At 71.0% G+C, this 18,440-nt stretch carries 16 protein-coding genes; 8 read left to right on the top strand and 8 right to left on the bottom strand.

The features are described from left to right. Positions 1 to 33: 33 nt before the first annotated feature. Together ACWD1Z_RS34105 and ACWD1Z_RS34100 are read left to right on the top strand one after the other, a co-directional pair. On the top strand, positions 34 to 618 hold the full coding sequence (locus tag ACWD1Z_RS34105; RefSeq protein WP_451124235.1) for a redoxin family protein: 585 nt from the start codon (positions 34 to 36) through the stop codon (positions 616 to 618). A gap of 5 nt (positions 619 to 623) precedes the next feature. Beyond that, the gene (locus tag ACWD1Z_RS34100; RefSeq protein WP_451124263.1) at positions 624 to 1,514 is read left to right on the top strand and encodes a cytochrome c biogenesis CcdA family protein; all 891 of its coding nucleotides are present in this window, start codon (positions 624 to 626) and stop codon (positions 1,512 to 1,514) included. 97 nt (positions 1,515 to 1,611) lie between these two features. Here ACWD1Z_RS34100 and ACWD1Z_RS34095 read toward each other — a convergent pair whose 3' ends face one another. Together ACWD1Z_RS34095 and ACWD1Z_RS34090 are read right to left on the bottom strand one after the other, a co-directional pair. Further along, positions 1,612 to 2,343, bottom strand: coding sequence for a hypothetical protein (locus ACWD1Z_RS34095; protein WP_451124233.1), 732 nt, complete (start codon positions 2,341 to 2,343; stop codon positions 1,612 to 1,614). 153 nt (positions 2,344 to 2,496) lie between these two features. Next, positions 2,497 to 3,033: a MarR family winged helix-turn-helix transcriptional regulator gene (locus ACWD1Z_RS34090; RefSeq protein WP_451124231.1), complete on the bottom strand. Its 537-nt coding sequence runs from the start codon at positions 3,031 to 3,033 to the stop codon at positions 2,497 to 2,499. Positions 3,034 to 3,319: 286 nt separating this feature from the next. Between ACWD1Z_RS34090 and ACWD1Z_RS34085 the strand changes: the two genes are divergently transcribed. After that, positions 3,320 to 4,555, top strand: a complete 1,236-nt coding sequence (locus tag ACWD1Z_RS34085; RefSeq protein WP_451124229.1) for a cation:proton antiporter — start codon at positions 3,320 to 3,322, stop codon at positions 4,553 to 4,555. A gap of 28 nt (positions 4,556 to 4,583) precedes the next feature. On the opposite strand, the gene ACWD1Z_RS34080 is transcribed toward ACWD1Z_RS34085, so the two are convergent. Continuing rightward, positions 4,584 to 5,645 (bottom strand): PucR family transcriptional regulator, encoded by a 1,062-nt coding sequence (locus tag ACWD1Z_RS34080; RefSeq protein WP_451124227.1) that lies wholly within the window; start codon positions 5,643 to 5,645, stop codon positions 4,584 to 4,586. A gap of 269 nt (positions 5,646 to 5,914) precedes the next feature. On the opposite strand from ACWD1Z_RS34080, the gene ACWD1Z_RS34075 reads away from it, so the two are divergent. From ACWD1Z_RS34075 to ACWD1Z_RS34065, 3 genes are all read left to right on the top strand, one after another. Next, on the top strand, positions 5,915 to 6,304 hold the full coding sequence (locus ACWD1Z_RS34075; RefSeq protein ID WP_451124225.1) for a hypothetical protein: 390 nt from the start codon (positions 5,915 to 5,917) through the stop codon (positions 6,302 to 6,304). A gap of 80 nt (positions 6,305 to 6,384) precedes the next feature. Then, positions 6,385 to 8,418, top strand: coding sequence for a flotillin family protein (locus tag ACWD1Z_RS34070; protein WP_451124223.1), 2,034 nt, complete (start codon positions 6,385 to 6,387; stop codon positions 8,416 to 8,418). 81 nt (positions 8,419 to 8,499) lie between these two features. Next, positions 8,500 to 13,494, top strand: coding sequence for a DNA repair ATPase (locus ACWD1Z_RS34065; RefSeq protein WP_451124221.1), 4,995 nt, complete (start codon positions 8,500 to 8,502; stop codon positions 13,492 to 13,494). A gap of 51 nt (positions 13,495 to 13,545) precedes the next feature. Here ACWD1Z_RS34065 and ACWD1Z_RS34060 read toward each other — a convergent pair whose 3' ends face one another. Beyond that, the gene (locus ACWD1Z_RS34060) at positions 13,546 to 14,121 is read right to left on the bottom strand and encodes a CGNR zinc finger domain-containing protein (RefSeq protein ID WP_451124219.1); all 576 of its coding nucleotides are present in this window, start codon (positions 14,119 to 14,121) and stop codon (positions 13,546 to 13,548) included. An 88-nt stretch (positions 14,122 to 14,209) separates the two neighbouring features. Here ACWD1Z_RS34060 and ACWD1Z_RS34055 point away from each other — a divergent pair, with 88 nt between their 5' ends. Further along, positions 14,210 to 15,091, top strand: coding sequence for an alpha/beta fold hydrolase (locus ACWD1Z_RS34055; protein WP_451124218.1), 882 nt, complete (start codon positions 14,210 to 14,212; stop codon positions 15,089 to 15,091). Positions 15,092 to 15,104: 13 nt separating this feature from the next. Here ACWD1Z_RS34055 and ACWD1Z_RS34050 read toward each other — a convergent pair whose 3' ends face one another. Together ACWD1Z_RS34050 and ACWD1Z_RS34045 are read right to left on the bottom strand one after the other, a co-directional pair. Next, positions 15,105 to 15,581, bottom strand: coding sequence for a hypothetical protein (locus ACWD1Z_RS34050; RefSeq protein ID WP_451124216.1), 477 nt, complete (start codon positions 15,579 to 15,581; stop codon positions 15,105 to 15,107). A gap of 162 nt (positions 15,582 to 15,743) precedes the next feature. Then, positions 15,744 to 15,956, bottom strand: coding sequence for a DUF5132 domain-containing protein (locus ACWD1Z_RS34045; RefSeq protein WP_451124214.1), 213 nt, complete (start codon positions 15,954 to 15,956; stop codon positions 15,744 to 15,746). A 290-nt stretch (positions 15,957 to 16,246) separates the two neighbouring features. Between ACWD1Z_RS34045 and ACWD1Z_RS34040 the strand changes: the two genes are divergently transcribed. Beyond that, the gene (locus ACWD1Z_RS34040; protein WP_451124212.1) at positions 16,247 to 16,459 is read left to right on the top strand and encodes a hypothetical protein; all 213 of its coding nucleotides are present in this window, start codon (positions 16,247 to 16,249) and stop codon (positions 16,457 to 16,459) included. Positions 16,460 to 16,488: 29 nt separating this feature from the next. Here ACWD1Z_RS34040 and ACWD1Z_RS34035 read toward each other — a convergent pair whose 3' ends face one another. Both ACWD1Z_RS34035 and ACWD1Z_RS34030 read right to left on the bottom strand, forming a co-directional pair. Further along, positions 16,489 to 17,778: an acyl-CoA dehydrogenase family protein gene (locus ACWD1Z_RS34035; RefSeq protein ID WP_451124210.1), complete on the bottom strand. Its 1,290-nt coding sequence runs from the start codon at positions 17,776 to 17,778 to the stop codon at positions 16,489 to 16,491. 120 nt (positions 17,779 to 17,898) lie between these two features. Continuing rightward, on the bottom strand, positions 17,899 to 18,123 hold the full coding sequence (locus tag ACWD1Z_RS34030; protein WP_451124208.1) for an MbtH family protein: 225 nt from the start codon (positions 18,121 to 18,123) through the stop codon (positions 17,899 to 17,901). Positions 18,124 to 18,440 lie beyond the last annotated feature (317 nt).

Raw genomic sequence — 18,440 nt, 5'->3', positions numbered from 1 at the left:
CAGTCGCAGCAGTCCACAACCAGAGGAGTCCTCATGCGCGCCCGCGCCCTCGTCCCGGCCGCCTTGGCCGCCGCCCTGCTGACCATGACCGGCTGCGGGTCGGACGGCAGTTCCGGCTCTGGAGGCGACTCGGCGCCGACAGCCTCCTCCCCGGCCTCCACCGCCGCCGGGCAGGCCTCCCCGTCGGACGCGGGCGGCGCGGGGAGCGCGGTTCCCGAGGCGCTGGACTTCTCCGGCACCACCGTGGACGGCGAACCCTTCGACGGCAAGACACTCGCGGGCAAGCCCACCGTGCTGTGGTTCTGGGCGCCGTGGTGTCCCAAGTGCCGCGCTCAGGCCGCCGAGACCGCGAAGGTCGCCGCCGACTACGCGGGCAAGGCGAACGTGGTCGGCATCGCGGGCCTCGACACCAACGCCGCCATGAAGGACTTCGTCGCCGAGACGGACACCGCCTCCTTCCCCCATCTGTCCGACGAGGACGGTGCCCTCTGGAAGCGGTTCGAGGTCACCGAACAGAGCCGCTACGTCATCCTCGACAAGGCCGGCAAGACCGTCTACGAGGGTGTCCTGCCCGGTGGCGAGGGCCTGGGCGACAAGGTCGCCGGGCTCACCGGCTGAACCCCATGTCCGACCTGCCTCTCGCCCTCGCCCTCGGCGCGGGCATGCTCGCCGCCGTCAACCCGTGCGGCTTCGCCCTGCTCCCCGCCTACTTGTCCCTGCTCGTCCTCGGCGACGACTCCCCCAGCCGCGCGGTCTCCATCGGCCGCGCCCTGCTCGCGACCGCCGCGATGACGGCCGGCTTCGTCGCGCTGTTCGGCATCTTCGGCCTCGCCGTGCAGCCCGTCGCCGGTCAGGTCCAGCAGCATCTGCCCTGGTTCACCATCGGCTTCGGGCTGCTCATGGCGATCGCGGGCACCTGGATGCTCGCCGGGCGGCAACTGCCCACCCTGGCGCCGAAGATCCGACGGGCGCCCACCGTCACCCGCTCCCTGCCCTCCATGATGCTCTTCGGCATGGCCTACGCCACCGCCTCACTGGGCTGCACCATCGCACCGTTCCTCGCCATCGTGGTCTCCGCCTTCCGCAGCGGCTCCACCGGCGAGGGCGTCGCCCTGTTCGCGGCCTACGCGGGCGGGATGGGGCTGATCGTGGGCATCGCCTCGCTCACCGTCGCCCTGACCCGCGCCACCGCCGTCACCCGCCTGCGCCGCATCGGCTCGTTCGCACCCCGCCTCGGCGGCGCACTGCTCCTCCTCGTGGGCGTTTACGTGGCCTACTACGGCTGGTACGAGATCCGCGTCCAGGACGACCCCACGGTCCAGGACCCGGTCATCGACGCGGCGGGCACCGTCCAGCGCGCCATCGCCGACGCCCTGGACGCCGTAAGCCCGGCGATGGCCCTGCTCGTGTTCGTCGGTCTGCTGATCGCAGCGGTGGTGCCGCTGCGGCTGCGGCAACGCCGCCTCCGGCAACGGCGGATCGGCGCCGACTCCTCGGCCCGGCCCGGCCGGTGAGCCACTCGGCCATGACCTCGGCCGCCCAAGCTGGCCGAGAACCGACTCATCCCGCCGCCCCAGCCCGACGCCCTCGCCCGGCCCGGCCGTGCGGTGATCAGCGAGCAGGTGGTGGGGCGACCGGCCTGTCCTGGCCCGTGGGGCCGGAGACGGCCGGGGAGAGCCGGTAGGAGCGTACGACCGCGACGACGCAGGCCGCGACGAGCGCGGCGGCCCAGCCGCCCAGGCCCCGCAAAGGCCCCGGGCGCGGCCCTCCGGCCTCGACGCCGCGTGGCGGCACATGGCCTCGCGGATCGTGCACGACGGCGAGCTTGTCGCCGGGCCGGGTGGTCCGCTCGCAGCCTCGCCAGATGCGGACCTCGAGCGGTACGCCGTCGCGATCGGCCACCGAACACAGATAGCGGCCCGTGCTGGAGACGGCGCCCGGTCCGCCCTCGACCGAGGTCACCAGCGCGGACTGCACCCGCCCCCGCTCGGCCAGCACGACACCCGCGGCAGCCTGGGGCGCCTGCAGAGCGAGGCAGACCGCGAGCACGGCGACGATGCCGACCAGCGCCCGTCCGGCCCGCAGCACGCTGAGGTAGACGACGAGCGCGGCGGCACACACGAGGCCGCCCTCGCCGTGCCTCAGCCCGGGAACCCCGTACCAGGCACCGGCGACCGCGCTGCCGACGATCGCACCCGCCCCCAGGCACCCCGCCAGGATTCCCTCCACGGTCAGCCACCGGGGCGGCAGGCCCACGAACTCGGCCGGCCCCCATACGGTGCTCCGCAGATGCAGCATCAGGTACCGCTCCGGCACGGGCGGGGGGCGGCGTCGGCGGTGCATGCGGCTTCCTCCCCATCATCCTCAGGTGCACGGCGCTCCGGCGTCTCGGGCGGACAGCGTGCACTGCCGGGAGCAGGCAACCGGCCACACGTCAGCCATGTCTTGCATTATGCAAAATGCACCGCGCGCGGAGCCGGGCGGCTCGGATCCCGGTCAGGCGTGGCGGGCGGCCGGGGCGTCCACTGCCCAGCCCAGCGGGTGCGGCACGACGTCGTCCGCGGCGGGAGCCGGGGGTTCTCCGCCGGCCTCGTTGAAGGCGGCCAGGGCCTCCACGAGCGCCAGCCGCTGCGTGGGAGTGAGCCGTTCGACGATCGTGGCGATCTCGGCGCGACGCCGGGCGGTGACGTCCGCGACCGTGCGCCGGCCCTCGTCGGTGAGCCGCAACAGGGTCTCGCGGCGGTTGTCGGGATTGGCCTGCCGGTCGGCGAGCCCGGCGGCGATGAGCCGGTCCACCATCCGCATCGCTGTGGACGGCGCCACCTGGAGCAGGTCGGCGAGGGCGACCAGCTTGGTCGCCCCGCGGGTGGAGAGCACTACCAGCATCCGGAACTGCGGCAGCGTCACTCGCTCCTCGACATCGGCGAGGGAGCGGGCCGATACCGCCACCAGCAGCCGGGAAGCGGTCAGCACCGCACGGGTGACCGCGTCGACATCGTCCACAGCCCCCGCGGGGACCTCGCGCTCCGGCATGTGTCCTTTCTACCGTGCTCCACGGCGCTCTACCGAGCCGAAGTCCCTCCGCACCGTCCCGTCGACCATCGATTCGGCGCCGGACCTCATCCGCCGCGACCACGCCCTGCTGCAAGCGGTGGCCGCTTCGGTCAGCTGCCGACCCCCGGCAATCTGCGGGCCCCCGGGCTGCACATCACAAACCTGTCGGTGCCGCGTCAAGAACGTGTAAGGTTCCCCGCGGTGTGCCGGGAAGTCTGGTCGGCGTCTTTGACAGAGGTGTCTTTGCCGATCGGGGGTCCACATCATGGTGCTCATCGTTGTGTTCGGGGTGGCGCTGCTCATCGCGGTGCTGCTGTCGGGGCTTGCCGCCCGGACCGTGCTGTCCACTTCCTTCCTCTTCCTCGTCGGTGGCGCACTCGTCAGTGACGGCTTCCTCGGGCTGATCCACATCACGCCGGACAGCGAGATCGTGACGGTGACAGCCGATCTGGCGCTGTTCGCGGTGCTGTTCACCGATGGCATGCACGTCTCCTTCCCCAAGCTGCGCGAGAACTGGCGGAACCCGGCTCGCGCCCTTGGTCTCGGCCTGCCGCTCGCGTTCGTCGGCATGGCACTCATCACGCACTTCCTGGTGGGCCTGGACTGGACGACGTCCTTCCTCGTCGGTGCCGTCCTGGCGCCCACCGACCCGGTGTTCGCCTCCGCCATCGTCGGCCGCAAGGAAGTCCCGGCGAAACTGCGGCAGTTGCTGAACGTGGAGAGCGGCATCAACGACGGGCTCGCCCTGCCGGTGGTGCTCATCCTGATCGCGGCGGCCGGCCCGACCACGGGACACGCCGAGGCCGACCTCGGCAAGATCGCGCTGGAGCTGGTCCTCGGCCTGGTCTTCGGCCTCGTACTCCCCTTCGTCGTGATCGAACTCGTCCGGTTCCGGCTGCTGGGCGCCGAGCCCAAGCTCCAGCCGCTGCTGCCGCTGGCGATCGGCGTGATCCTCTACGCGCTCTGCCACCTCACGCACGCCAACCCCTACCTCGCCGCGTTCTCCGCGGGCGCGGTGCTCACCGCGCGCTCGCTGGAGGCGAAGGAGGCGTTCGAGCCGCTCGGGGAGGCGCTGGCGGAGCTGGCCAAGTTCGCGGCACTGCTGGTGTTCGGCGCCCTGCTGACGCCGTCACTGTTCGGGGACCTGTCCTTCGGCGGCTACGTGGCGGTGGTCCTCGCCATCGTGCTGATCCGTCCGGCCTCGTTGCTGCTGTCCCTGATCGGGACCCGGTTCACGCGCCGGGAGAAGTGGGTCGCGGCCTGGTTCGGCCCGAAGGGCTTCGCGTCGGTGGTCTACGGGCTGCTGGTCCTCCAGGCCGGGATCCCGCAGGGCGAGGAGGCGTTCACGCTGATCGCCGTGTGCATCGCCTTCTCGATCATCGCCCACAGCTCCACGGACGTGCCGATCGCCCGCCTGTTCAACGTCGAGGACCTCGTCGGTGTGGACGACGACACCCCGGCCACCCCAACCGCCAAGGAGACCGGCCGCGTCGGCGCGTGACCTCGGCGGCCTTGGGCGTGCGCCGCGGTCAGACGTCGTCGTGCGGCCAGCCCAGGAGCCGGGCACCGATCACCGCCGTCTGGAGGGTGTACCGGTGCACGGTATTCGCGGGGTCGGCGCCGGTGAGCTGGTGGATGCGCTCCAAGCGGTAGGTCAGAGCCCGCACGCTCAGGTTCAGTCGCCGGGCCGCTTCGGCCGCGACACAGCCGGAGTCGAAGTACGCGGTCAGTGTGTCGACGAACAGCTGAGCTCCACCCCGGGCGCTTTGCAGCGGGCCCAGAGTGTTGTGCACGAGGTCGGCCATGGCCTGCCGGTCACGGGTCAGGACGGGGTACACGAGGAGATCGGACGTGTGGAGCACGGGCTCGTGGAGGTGCAGCCGCTCGGCCAGGTCCAGGGCGTTGAGGGCTTCCTCGTAGGAATGGACGACTCCGCCGGCACCGGGGTGGGCACGTCCGATGGCGACCTGTCCCCCGTCGGTGGCCGCGTGCGCCTGCTTGGCGAAGAACGCCAGCACGTCGCCCTGTTCTCCGGGCGCGATGCAGATCAGGCGCCCGTCCTTGGTGGTGAGCAGAATGCGCCGTTCGCCGAACCTGCTGATCAGGGCGCTCTCCACCTGACGGGTCGCCGGATGCGTGTCCTCCACCGGCTGGCTGCCCTGGGCCACGGCGACCGCGTGGGCACGGGACAGCAGCAGCCCGAAGCGTTCGGCACGCTCGGCGAGGCGGCCCAGGTCGCTGCGGCCGTACAGGAGGTCGTCGATGAACTCCCGCCGCACGGCTTCCTCCTGGCGTACGGCGAGCCTTTGCGCCCGCTCGTGGCCCTCGGCGAACGCGTCGATCGCCTGCTCGACGGCGGCGAGCACGCAGTCGGCCTCCGAGGAGGACAGAGTGGGCCAGCTCTCGCGGGTCGCGGTCAGATAGCGGCGGACGAGGGCCCGTAGTCCGAGACCGGCCTCGGCGGCGCGTTCCCCCCTGCCCCGCAGGGACTCCAGTTCGTCCCTGGTGAGCCGGCGGCCGGTCCGGCTCGCCTCGGCCAGTATCCGGGCGTACCCCTCCAGATACTCGTCGGGTACCTCGCGCCCGGTCACCCCGGCCTCCTCCGCTCTCGACGCACTCCGGCGTACAGCGTGGCAGACCCGCGGCTGAGGAGAGCGCCGCCAGAAGCACACCGATGTTCCGGCGCTCGGTCACGGGCGGGTGGCCGAGCGCCGACGATGTCGCCCCCTCTCGCTGCAGGCTCCGGCATGCAGGACACGTCGAACACTGCCGGGATCCGGCAATGCACGGTCGTGGGCCGGTCGGCCAGCATGGGGCGAGGACAGCACGGCGGAACGCTCAGGTGAGGGGGGATCGGGACATGCGAACCCTTCTGGTTGCCGCCACGGGGCTTCCCACGATCCTGCTGACCGCGGCGCTCGTCGTGGCCGTGTGCTTCTGGCTGCTGGTCGCCGTGGGCGTCGCCGCCCCCGACAGTTTCGACGCGGACGTGGACCTGCCGGCGCAGAGCCTGGGCGGCGTGCCCGTCGCGGTCGCCTTCACGCTGCTGACGGTGGTCGCCTGGGCCTTGAGCGTCGGGGCGACGATCGCCCTGACCACGGTCGCGCCGCAGGGACCGGCCGCCGGGCTGCTGCGCCTGGCCGTCCCCGTGGGTGCGCTGTTCGTGGCCTGGCCCACCACCTGCTGGATCGTACGGCGGTTGCACCGCCTCTCCCCGGACGAACCGGGGCCGTGGCATCCCGCGGCCTGAGCCGCGGACGTCGCCCCCCCCTTCCCCTCTCCGCGTACCTACCTTCCGCCTCAACTCCGCTACGCCTCAAGGACGTATCCATGACTGCCATGATCCTGGGCGTCGGCGTGCTCGTCGCCGCCTGCCTGCTCGTCGTACTCGTCGTCGCCCGGTTGTTCCGCAAGGTGGAGCAGGGCAAGGCGCTGATCGTGTCCAAGATGCGGAAGGTCGATGTGACCTTCACCGGACAAGTCGTGCTGCCGGTGCTGCACAAGGCCGAGGTGATGGACATCTCGGTGAAGACCATCGAGATCACCCGTGCCGGCAAGGAGGGGCTGATCTGCCGGGACAACATCCGCGCCGATATCCGGATCTCGTTCTTCGTGAAGGTCAACAAGACCGTCGAGGACGTCATCAAGGTCGCCCAGGCCGTCGGCACCGCGCGGGCCAGCGACCGGAACACGCTCCAGGAGTTGTTCCACGCGAAGTTCTCCGAGGCCCTCAAGACCGTCGGCAAGCAGCTGGACTTCACCGACCTGTACACCAAGCGTGAGGAGCTGCGGTACCGGATCATCGAGGTCATCGGCGTCGACCTGAACGGGTATCACCTGGAGGACGCGGCGATCGACTACCTGGAGCAGACGCCGATCACCCAGCTCGACCCGGCCAACGTCCTCGACGCGCAAGGCATCCGCAAGATCACCGAGTTGACGGTCGTGGAGCACGTGGCCACCAACGAGGCGCAGCGCACCGAGGAGAAGGAGATCACCCGGCAGAACGTCGATGCCCGGGAGGCCATCCTGGAGCTCGAACGGCGCCAGGTGGATGCCGAGATCAAGCAGCGGCGGGAGATCGAGACCGTCCGGGCGCGCGAGGAGGCCGAGACGGCGCGGGTGGTGGAGGAGGAGCGGCTGCGGGCGCAGTCCGCCTTCCTGAGGACGGAAGAGCAGCTGGGCGTCCAGCGCGAGAACCAGGCCCGCGAGGTCGCCGTCGCCGCGAAGAACCGCGAGCGGGTCATCGCCATCGAGAGCGAGCGCATCGAGAAGGACCGTCTCCTCGAAGTCATCGCGAGGGACCGGGAGACCGAGCTGACCCGGATCGCGGCCTCGAAGGAGGTCGAGGCGGAGAAGCGGGAGATCGCCGAGGTCATCCGCGAGCGGGTCGCGGTGGACCGTACGGTCGCCGAGCAGGAGGAGTCCATCAAGAAGCTGCGTGCCGTGGAGGAGGCGGAGCGGTCGCGGCAGTCCGTGATCATCGCCGCCGAGGCCGAGGCGCAGCAGAGGCTGGTCAAGGACATCAAGGCCGCGGAGGCCGCCGAGCAGGCTGCCACCCACCGTGCGGCGGAGGAACTCACCCTCGCCGAGGCACGGTTGAAGACCGCCGACCTGGACGCGCAGGCCAAGCTGCGGCTCGCTGAGGGCATTCAGGCGGAGGCGGCCGCCGAGGGCCTGGCCGCCGTCCAGGTCCGCGACAAGGAGGCCGAGGTCATCGAGAAGGCCGGCCGGGCGGAGGCCGAGGCCGCCGAGGCGCGGATGCGGGCCGAGGCGGAGGGCTCGCGGGCCAAGGCGCTCGCGGAGGCCGTGGGCATCGGCGAGAAGCTCAAGGCGGAGGCCGCCGGTCTCACCGAGAAGGCCGCGGCGATGGCCGCGCTCGACGAGGCGTCCCGTACCCACGAGGAGTACCGGCTGCGGCTGGAGGCCGAGAAGGACGTCCGGCTCGCCGGGCTCGACGTGCAGCGGCAGGTCGCCGAGGCGCAGGCCACGGTCCTCGCCACCGGTCTGGAGAACGCCGACATCAACATCGTCGGCGGCGACTCGGTCTTCTTCGACCGCCTGGTCTCCTCGATCGCGCTGGGCAAGGGTCTCGACGGGTTCGTCCAGCACTCCGAGACCGCCCAGGCGCTCGCCGGGCCCTGGCTGGACGGTACGGCGAGCTTCACCGACGACTTGGGCCGGATGCTCGGCCAGGTCTCCACGGCCGACGTGCAGAACCTGACCGTCTCGGCGCTGCTGATGAAGCTCATGAAGTCGGGCGGCGCGAACTCGGGACAGCTCCAGCAGCTGCTGGACAAGGCGGGCGAGCTGGGTCTCGCCGACACCTCCCTCGTCGCCCTCAACGGCAACGCCAAGGGCTGACCCCGGTGCCTGGTCCGCAACTGCCGCACGGGGGGCGGTAGTTGCGGGCCACGGTCTCCCTGCGACCTCCTGGAAGGACCCATGACCACCGGCCTGGACACAAGCGCGTACGAGGTGCTGCGCGACCGGCTCACCGCGCAGGCGGCCGAGCTGGCCCGCCGCGCCGAGGCACTCAACGCCCGCCGCATCGAGGAGTTCGGCTCGATCCGGTTCGAACTCGCCGGCACCGAGCGGCTGCGCACCGAGCACGCCTGTGTGCCCCGCGACATCGTCGCCGTCGGTGACGTGCTGCTCTTCGGCCACAACGTCTTCCTCGGCCTGAAGCCGGAGACGATCGTCGGCGACGTCTTCGCGCTGCACGACCGCGACCTGAAGCGGCTGCCCGACGACGCGGTCCCCGGGCTGCTCGACGACTCCGCGTTCCGGCGGGAGTTCACCGCCCTGTACCGCTACTACCGCCAGGCCCACCTGCTCCAGCTCCGCCGCGTCGACGGCATGCTGCTGGCCGTCTTCCAGACCGGTGAGAAGGCCGACGACATCCGCGTGCTGCGCTGGGCCCTGGCCGCGGACGGCCGGCCCCGCTTCCTCGACGCCCGCGGCGAACGCGACCACGTCTTCCCGCCCTCCCACGACTTCGAGTGGCGGCAGACCACCCGCGAGGACCACATCCTCGGCCGGCACCCGCACGTCTGCGTCGAGAGCGAGATCTTCGTCGAGACGGTCGGCGGCACCCTCACCATCAAGGTCGAGGACAACACCGAGACGGGCGAGGGCATTTACGCCGAGCCGGTCGACGAGCCGCTGCAGTCCCTCGCCGACGCCGACATCGCCTACGCCCGTGTCGGCGCCCTGATCCTGCTGCGGATCCGTCCCTACAAGGAGGACGCGCACCGCTTCCTGGTGTACAACACCCTCACCAAGACCGTGGTCCGCCTCGACGGCATCGGGCAGGCGTGCCGTCGGCTGCCCGAGGACCAGGGGATCGTGTTTCCCGGCGGCTACTGCCTCGCCACGGGGACGTACAAGACGTTCGACGCCGTCGACACCACGGACCTGGAGTTCGAGCGTGCGGTCCGCTCCCCGAACGGCGAGGACGTGCTGTTCGCCTTCCACGCGCGGGGCGAGGGCCGCAGCCTCCTGCTGCCGTACAACATGATCCGCAAGGAGGTCAGCACTCCGCTGTCCTGCCACGGCTGGGCCCTCTTCGGCGACGGCTCGCTCGTGGTCCTGCGCGCCGACGGCGACGAGCCGCAGCGCGTGCACCCCGTGCAGCGGTGGAACTCCCCGTTCGTCTCCGACACCCACGCCGCCGCCCAGCCCGTCGGCACCGGCCGGCTCGCCCGCGTCGGCAACGCCGACCTCGTCCGCGGGATCTCCGACTGCCTGTCCCTCACCCGCGCCGTCACCGAGACGACCCCGACGACCGAGGTGTACGAGGCCCTGGTCGCGGCCTGCGTGCGGACGGCGGACTCCTACCACTGGCTGCCCGAGCCCGAACTCGGCGATCTGCACACACCGTTGGAGCAGGTCCGGGCAACGGCCGAGCAGGTACTGGGCGAGTTCGAGACCGTCCAGACCCTCACCCGGCAAGCCGCCGACGCACTCGCCGAGGCCGCCGCGCGCACCGCGACCGTCGCACGACGGCTGCGCGGCGAGGCCCCGCGGGACGCCACCGCCTGGGTCGCCGGGCTGACCGAACTCCGACACGCCCAGGGCCACTTGCTGACCCTGAAGGACCTGCGGTACGCGGACACCGCCCGTATCGACGAACTCGCCACCGGCGTCGAGGCCGATCTCGCCACCTTCGGGCAGCGGGCCGTCACCCACCTCGCCCGTGACGACGCCTTCCACGACCACCAGGTCACCATCGAGCGGCTCGTCGCCGACGCCGAGGCCATCTCCACCGTCGCCGAGGCCGCACCCGTCGCCGCTCGCCTCGACGAACTCGCCGGCGGGCTGCACACGGTCACCGAGGTCGTCGCCGGGCTCGACATCGGCGACGCCACCGTCCGCACCTCCATCCTGGAGCGCATCGCCGAGGTCCTCGGCGGCGCCAACCGCGCTCGCGCCACGCTCGACGGCCGACGCCGCGCGCTGCTCGACCGCGAGGGACGAGCCGAGTTCGCCGCCGAGTTCGCGCTGCTCGGCCAGGCAGTCACCGGTGCTCTCGCGGCCGCCGACAGCCCGGAGGCATGCGACGACCAACTCGCCCGCATACTGGTGCAGTTGGAGAATCTGGAGTCCCGGTTCGCCGAGTTCGACGACTTCCTGGACGCACTCGCGGACAAGCGCGACGAGGTCCACGAGGCGTTCTCGGCTCGCAAGCAGACCCTCGCCGACACCCGCGCCCGGCGCGCCGAACGACTCGCCGATTCGGCAGCCCGGGTCCTGCACACCGTGGCCCGGCGCGCGGCCACGCTCGCCGACGCGGACGCCGTCGCCACGTACTTCACCTCCGACCCGATGACCTCCAAAGTCCGCCGGGTCGCGGACGAACTCCGTGAACTCGGCGACCACGTGCGGGCGGAGGAGCTGGAGGGGCGGCTGAAGTCCGCCCGCCAGGAGGCACTTCGCTCCCTGCGTGACCGTAACGACCTCTACACCGACGACGGCCGCACGATCCGCCTCGGCAGCCACCGGTTCGCGGTCAACTCCCAGCCCCTCGACCTCACGCTGGTTCCCCACGGCGACGGTCTCGCCTTCGCGCTGACCGGCACGGACTACCGTGCCCCCGTCACCGACCCCGACTTCGCCGCCACCCGCCCCTACTGGGACCGCCCGCTGCCGTCCGAGTCCCCCGAGGTCTACCGCGCCGAGCACCTCGCGGCCCGCCTCCTGGACGAGCACGGCCCGGCGGCCCTGTCCGACGCCGACCTGCCCGCCCTGGTCCGCCAGGCAGCGGAGGCGGCGCACGACGAGGGCTACGAGCGTGGGGTCCACGACCACGACACGGTCCTGATCCTCGCGGCCCTGCTGCGCCTGCACGAGGGCGCGGCCCTCCTGCGCCACGGGCCCGCCGCCCGGGCCACGGCTCAGCTGTTCTGGGCGCACGGCACGACCGCCGACGAGCGCGCGTCGTGGACCCGTCGTGCGGTGTCCCTGGCGCGCGCCCGGGAGACGTTCGGCCTGGCCCCCGCCATCGCCGACCTCGAAAGGGAACTCGCCCACGCGATCGGCCTCCGGGCAGGAAAGGACCCGGCATCGGTCTCCGGGGCCACCGACGAGGCGCTCGCCGCCGCCTACCTCTTCGAGGAGCTGACCAGCGGCCCCAACGGCTTCGTCCTCAGCACCCAGGCCCGCACCCTGCTGGACAAGTTCCGCCGTACCGTCGGGACTTCGGCCTACGACGACGATCTCGCCGCCCTCGGTGACCTGGCTGCCCGCACGCAGGTGGTCGAAGCGTGGCTGTCCTCGTACGCCTCCGCGACCGGCCTGGAGATCGCCCCCGGGGACCTGGCCGAGGCGGTGGCCGCCGAGCTCTGCCCGGACCTGTCCCGCTACGAGTCCGACGCACCGCTCACGCAGACCGTGGAGGGACTGCTCGGCACCCACCCGCGCATCCACGGCCGTCATCTCACCGTCCGCATCGATGAACTCCTCGCCCGCACCAGGGCGTTCCGCGCCCGCCAGGTGCCCGAGCACCGGGCCTACCAGCGCCGCCGCACCGCGCTGGTGGCCGCCGAGCGGGCCCGGATCCGGCTGGACGAGTACCGGCCACGGGTGATGTCCGCGTTCGTGCGCAGCAGGCTCATCGACGAGGTCTACCTCCCGCTGGTCGGCGACAGCCTCGCCAAGCAGCTCGGCACCACCGGCGAGTCCAAGCGCACCGACACCGGCGGCCTGCTCCTGCTCATCTCCCCGCCGGGCTACGGCAAGACGACGCTCATGGAGTACGTCGCCGACCGGCTCGGCCTGCTCCTGGTCAAGGTCAACGGCCCGGCGCTGGGCCACTCCGTCACCTCGCTCGACCCTGCCGAGGCCCCGAACGCCACCGCCCGCCGGGAGATCGAGAAGATCAACTTCGCGCTGGAGGCGGGCAACAACACGCTCCTGTACCTGGACGACATCCAGCACACCTCACCCGAGCTGCTGCAGACGTTCATCCCCCTGTGCGACGCCACCCGCCGCATCGAGGGCGTGCGGGACGGCGAACCGCGCACCTACGACCTGCGGGGCAAACGCTTCGCCGTCTGCATGGCCGGCAACCCCTACACCGAGTCCGGCAGCCGCTTCCGGGTGCCCGACATGCTCGCCAACCGTGCCGACGTGTGGAACCTCGGCGACGTCCTGACCGGCAAGGACGACGCTTTCGCGCTCAGCTTCGTCGAGAACGCCCTCACGTCGAACCCCGTCCTGGCGCCGCTCGCCGGCCGGGACCGCGCCGACCTGAACCTGCTGATCCGCCTCGCGCAAGGCGACTCGACGGCCCGCGGTGACCGGCTGACCCACCCCTGCTCCCCCGCCGAACTGGAACGGATCGTGGCCGTGCTGCGCCATGTGCTCACGGCTCGCCAGACGGTTCTGGCGGTGAACGCCGCGTACATCGCCTCGGCGGCCCAGTCCGACACCACGCGGACGGAACCGCCCTTCCGACTCCAGGGCTCCTACCGCAACATGAACAAGATCGCGCAGCGTATCCAGCCGGTCATGAACGACGCCGAACTGGCTGCCCTGGTCGACGACCACTACTCGGCCGAGGCCCAGACCCTCACCACCGGCGCCGAGGCCAACCTCCTGAAACTGGCCGAGCTGCGCGGCACACTCACCGCCGAACAGGCGGAACGCTGGGCCACGTTGAAAGCGACCTACGTGCGCGCGCACGCTCTCGGCGGCCCGGACGCCGACCCCCTCACCCATGCCGTCGCCGCCCTCGGACTCCTCGCGGACCGAGTCGCTGCCGTCGAGTCGGCGATCACCCGGGCCGCTGATCCGCGCCGCCTGATGGCCAACCCGACAGCTCGCCACGCGGTTCGCCCGGCCCCGGGGCTGGAGAGCACTGCCGTCTCCCACGTCCGACCAGGCTCCCCAGGCGGCCCTGTGGCGCGGCCGGCCACGGACGCGGAGGGCGGCGGCTGAGAGTGCGGCGAGCCCTCGGCGGGTGACGGAAGCGCCACGGACTCGGCGGGCTCAGTCGGCCTTGTGGCGCTGGTAGTAGCGGGCGACGCGCGTGCGGTTGCCGCACCGGGCGGCCGAGCACCAGCGGCGGCGCGGATGCGCGGGCAGGAACAGCATCACGCAGTCCTCGGCCTCACAGGGGCGGACCGTGCGGACGGCCGGATCGGCCAGCAGTACGGCAGCGTCCTCGGCGAGCAGGGCGGCGAGCCGCGTGCCGGGGGTGCCCGAACGGCGGGCGGCGAGGGTGACCGCGGTGCCGTCCCAGCCGACTCGCGGGACGGCGGGCGCGGCGGACAGCGCCTTGTTGAGGCCGTCCAGTGCGGCCGTGGGGGGCTGCTCGCCGTGACGTGCGGCGTTCACGGCGACCGCGACGTGTTCGCGTACGGCGTGCACGGCGGCCAGATCCGCGCCGGAGAGAAGCGTCGTGTCCGACGCCGGTTCCGGGAGGCGGTCCGCCTGGAGAACGAGCCACGACCGCAACTGCGTGACGTCGCCGAGCAGGTCGACCGGGCCGTCGGCAGTGTTCGCCCTGGTGTTGACCAGGTCGAGGGCCAGGGGCTCTCCGGTGAGCGGTCTGAGATCAACCATGGACCTAATGGTACCCAAAGCCGTTGACGCGTTAGTCCTCCAACCGATACAACTAATGCGTAAACTCACTCAGGAGGCATGTGAAGTCATGGTTGCCGCCCTCTCAAGCACCGTCCATCGTCACGTCGACGTCGACGGGGTGCGGGTCTTCTACCGCGAATCGGTCCCCGTCCGGGCCGACGCCCCCGTCCTGCTCCTTCTGCACGGATTCCCGTCGGCCTCCCACCAGTTCCGCCGCCTCATCGACGCACTCGGCACGCATTACCGGCTGATCGCGCCGGACTATCCCGGCTTCGGGCACACCGAGACCCCCCGTGACTTCGTCTACACCTTCGATCACCTCGCGGATGTCATCGAAGGCTTCGTGGAACGGCTGGGCCTGACCCGGTTCGCGATGTACGTCTTCGACTTCGGGGCCCCGGTCGGCTTCCGGCTGGCGACCCGGCACCCGGAGTGGATCGCCGGCCTCGTCGTGCAGAACGGCAACGCCTACCAGCAGGGCCTGTCACCCGGTGCCCGTGACTTCATCGCCCTCACCCCGGACACCCCCGGCAGCGAAGACGCCATCCGCGACCTGCTGACCCTGCCCGGCTCACGCGGACAGTACGAGGGCGGCACCAGCGTTCCCGAACTCGTCGCTCCCGACGGCTGGACCCTCGACCAGCACTTCCTGGACCTGCCCGGCCGCAAGGAAGCCCAGATCGCCCTGGCCTTCGACTATCACACCAACGTCGAGCGCTATCCGCAGTGGCAGGCATGGCTGCGCGACCACACTCCACCCGCCCTGATCACCTGGGGCCGCAACGACCCGTTCTTCCCGGAAGCCGGCGCGCACGCCTACCTGGCGGACCTCCCCGACGCCGAACTCCACATCTTCGACACCGGTCACTTCGCCCTCGAAGAGAAGCTGCCCGAGGTCGCTCCGCTCATCGCCGACTTCCTCGACCGCACCAGCGCTGCGATGACGTAATGTCCACCACGGTTCAGCCGTGCGGGAGGCTGTCCAACACAGCCACGACAAAGCCGGTCAGCGGCGCGAAAGCCGCGAGGGAGCCGAGTACGGCGACGAAGACACCCGCGCCCACATGGGCCAGGGCTCGGCCGCCTCGGACCCTGCTGGGCTTCTGCGGATCGTAGATGACATCCACGGCCGGGCTCCGGCGCCGCATCAGCACGGTGACCGTCGACTCCTGGGTGGAAGAACCTCCAGCGGCCCGACGCGGCACCTCGGTGAACGCGCCGACGGCGTTGCTGTTGCCGCCGCTCACCCGGAAGCCGTCCCCCGAGGTGTCGCCGCTGATCCTCAGCCGTACCGATGTCGCGCCGTGCCTCTCCACGGCGCCGAGGGCCCGCAACGGTATCCGCGACGTCACGCGCCCCCGCACCACCCGTACTTCTTCGCTCTCCAGCCGCATGACGCCCCCGCGCCCCTTCAGCACCACACTCACGTCCCGCCCCATGAGGCGGATCCTTGGGGCCTGATCGCAGGGGCTACGCGAAACCGAGCCCGTCACCGCCGAGTGGAAGAAGGACGCGAAGGCGGCGGGAGCCACTGCCGAGCCGCCTTCGCCGGCGGACTACCCCTGCGTGCATATCACCGGATTCGGCTTACCGGAGCACTTTCATACGTTCGTGGCCGTGCTGCTCGGTCGGGACTTTTTTACGGTCTGGCGCGGTACCTCGGATCCCTCCTGAAGGTCTGCGGCGAATGCCTCGGCGGTGGCTTCCGCCGCGATGTCGCTCAGGTCTTCGTTGATTTCATGGGCGACCCGCTTGGCGTCCATGGCCAGCTTTACGGAGGACTTTACCGTCCCCCGCACGACCGGCCTGATCATCTTCTTCAGGAGGGGGGCGGAGGCCACTCCGACCAAGAAGACAGGAAGTACAGGAAGCATAGTCAGTACAGCCCTTCTAGCAGCACACCGGAATTCTCCGGCAGCATCCTGGAAATACCAGCCTAGCTATTCGAGATGCCCACTCACCAGGGCTTCTCAGGACATTCACCCGTTCGTGTGCATACCAGGTCGAGTTGATCTTTTCGGGGTCGATGTGACTTAGCGTGCGATAGGGGGCAAGCTGTGCTTATCCGCCCCCCTATGTGCGAATACTGAGTCGGGAGTGAATTGTGGAAAAAGCAGTAACCGACGAGGCCACTGCTGCGGCCGAGCCCACGTCAGGGGAAGTTCTCTATTCCGCTGAAGTGCGCCACGCAAACGGGAAATGCATCCTCACCATCAGCGATCATCTGCACGGCGCGGTGGAAATCTATGAAGTGCCGCGGGCAGCCGTGAAGAAACTCCCCTTCTATCTCTCGATGCTCAGGAGCAGGCTTTCCTGAAAGACAGCGGAAAAGGACGCCGAGAGGAGTCACGCCTGCCGCTGGGCCACCAGCGGCGCGGTCGGCCGGGAGCCCGTGAGCAGGGAATGGGCGAGCACACCGTAGAGGGTGTCATTGGGGCCGTCGGCGATCCGCAGGCCACGGATGTCGCGCAGGCGTTTCTCCATGGGCGTGCGGCGGGTGTAGCCCTCGCTGCCGTGCAGTTGCAGGCCGATGTCGACGGCCCGGTAGGCCGCGTCGGTGGCGAAGGCCTTGGCGGCGGAGCAGGCCGCCACGTCGATGTCGGCGTCGTCCCCGTCCCGGTCGAGCCGCTCCAGCAGGGAGAAGCACCAGGCGGTGGCCGCCTGCACCTCGGCCGCCGCGGTGCCGATCCGGCACACCACGGAGGGCACGCCGGCCAGGGACGTCCGGCCCACACTGCGCCGGCGGACCCTGGCCGCCGTCTCCTCGATCGCCGCGGTCGCCGCGCCGAGGCAGACCAGCGCCATCATCAGCCGCCAGCCGGAGAAGTGGGAGTCGAAGATGTGGCGACCGTCGCCGGGCCTGCCGAGCAGCGATTCCCTGCCGACTCTGACGTTGTCGAAGTGCAGATGCCCCAGGCTCCAGCCCCGTAGCCCCAGGGGCACGGTGGTCTCGGTCAGGATGCCCGCGGTCGCCATCGGCAACCAGAGGGCCGACAGCGGCACTTCGCGCAGCCAGGATCCGTCGGTATCCCGCCCGGCGGCCTGTTCGGGCGTGACCAGCTTGCAGAAGACGACGAAACCGGTGGCCTCTTCCACCCGGCTGACCAGGCCCTTGGTACCGGAGAGCAGCAGGTGGTCGCCCTGGTCGACCGCTACGGTGCGCAAGCCCCGCAGGTCCGATCCGGAGTGCGGTTCGCTCGACGCCACACCGGCCAGCTCGCCGCCGCCCACGATCCGGTCGTGGACCGTCCGGGCGATGGGGGGCAGGCCGTACCGCACGGCCATCGCGCCGTGCGCGGAGCTGAAGAGCTCGCGGGCGTCGCAGTCGCGTCGGCCGGCCAGGAACATGGCCAGACCTTGGGCCACGCGTTCCAGACGCGGGGGGACGAGCGGGGTCGCGTCACGGTCCCCGGCGAGGCCGCACGAGTACGGCGGCCGGCCGTCGGTGCGCGGCAGGTCGAACCCGGTTAACCCGGCTTGGGCGGCGCGCTTGCGCAGATCGAGCCACGGCGGCCGGGCGGCATCCTCGGTGACGGGCTGAGGCAGATGGGTGTCGAGGAAGTCGGTGACTCGACAGGCGAATTCCTTCAGGCCGGGATGGCGGGCCAGAACGGCGCAGGATTCCGAGAGAAACACGGGCGGTGTCCTAACGGCTGGTGGGATGAGGGGAGTTCACCGGGCGGGAGTCCGGGAGAGGGCTCCGCGGTCGGGCGCGGCGGGGACGCGAACGGCGTTGTGCCGCTGGAGTCCGGCGTCTCAGCCTCCGGCGTCCATGGCCTCGACGAGGCTGCGCGGCCGCATGTCGGTCCAGGTCTGCTCGATGTGGTCCAGGCACGCCTGCCGGGTGTCGGCGGGGTGGGTGACGGTCCAGCCGTCGGGGACGTCGGCGAAGGCGGGCCACAGCGAGTGCTGGCCCTCGTCGTTGACGAGCACCAGGAAGCGGCCCTCGTCGTCGTCGAACGGGTTGGTGGCATGCGTCATGTCGGTTCTCCGGGTTCTGGTGGCCGGTGGCTCGTGACTCGTGCCCTCATGGACACGGGCACTCATGCAGCGGGCCGGGGGGCGAGGCGGGCGAACGTGAGGGAGCGTCAGGTTCGGCCGTGCGGACAGGAGCGTCCGGCGCGGTACAGGGCTCGGCCCGCGCCCGCTCCTCGAACGAGGGCGGGCGCGGCGACGGCCTGAAAAAGGGGATCGGACATACATCTTGCCAGGAACGCGTATCGCTGCGCTGATCACCTCGAGTGCGAGAAAGTAGAGCTGGATGTCCCGGCGACACCGATGGCTCTGCGATGCCGGTG

The organism is Streptomyces sp. NPDC002784 (genome assembly GCF_053592135.1).
Note: the sequence above shows the minus strand (reverse complement) of the source record. Positions and strands in the feature narration are given on the sequence as shown.

What these genes read in the sequence shown, in the direction of transcription:
- ACWD1Z_RS34045 (WP_451124214.1), bottom strand. Translation starts at nt 15,956, where the DNA reads ATGATCAGGCCGGTCGTGCGGGGGACGGTAAAGTCCTCCGTAAAGCTG.
- ACWD1Z_RS34055 (WP_451124218.1), top strand. Translation starts at nt 14,210, where the DNA reads ATGGTTGCCGCCCTCTCAAGCACCGTCCATCGTCACGTCGACGTCGAC.
- ACWD1Z_RS34085 (WP_451124229.1), top strand. Translation starts at nt 3,320, where the DNA reads ATGGTGCTCATCGTTGTGTTCGGGGTGGCGCTGCTCATCGCGGTGCTG.
- ACWD1Z_RS34090 (WP_451124231.1), bottom strand. Translation starts at nt 3,033, where the DNA reads ATGCCGGAGCGCGAGGTCCCCGCGGGGGCTGTGGACGATGTCGACGCG.
- ACWD1Z_RS34100 (WP_451124263.1), top strand. Translation starts at nt 624, where the DNA reads ATGTCCGACCTGCCTCTCGCCCTCGCCCTCGGCGCGGGCATGCTCGCC.
- ACWD1Z_RS34050 (WP_451124216.1), bottom strand. Translation starts at nt 15,581, where the DNA reads ATGGGGCGGGACGTGAGTGTGGTGCTGAAGGGGCGCGGGGGCGTCATG.
- ACWD1Z_RS34105 (WP_451124235.1), top strand. Translation starts at nt 34, where the DNA reads ATGCGCGCCCGCGCCCTCGTCCCGGCCGCCTTGGCCGCCGCCCTGCTG.
- ACWD1Z_RS34070 (WP_451124223.1), top strand. Translation starts at nt 6,385, where the DNA reads ATGACTGCCATGATCCTGGGCGTCGGCGTGCTCGTCGCCGCCTGCCTG.
- ACWD1Z_RS34065 (WP_451124221.1), top strand. Translation starts at nt 8,500, where the DNA reads ATGACCACCGGCCTGGACACAAGCGCGTACGAGGTGCTGCGCGACCGG.
- ACWD1Z_RS34075 (WP_451124225.1), top strand. Translation starts at nt 5,915, where the DNA reads ATGCGAACCCTTCTGGTTGCCGCCACGGGGCTTCCCACGATCCTGCTG.
- ACWD1Z_RS34095 (WP_451124233.1), bottom strand. Translation starts at nt 2,343, where the DNA reads ATGCACCGCCGACGCCGCCCCCCGCCCGTGCCGGAGCGGTACCTGATG.
- ACWD1Z_RS34060 (WP_451124219.1), bottom strand. Translation starts at nt 14,121, where the DNA reads ATGGTTGATCTCAGACCGCTCACCGGAGAGCCCCTGGCCCTCGACCTG.
- ACWD1Z_RS34030 (WP_451124208.1), bottom strand. Translation starts at nt 18,123, where the DNA reads ATGACGCATGCCACCAACCCGTTCGACGACGACGAGGGCCGCTTCCTG.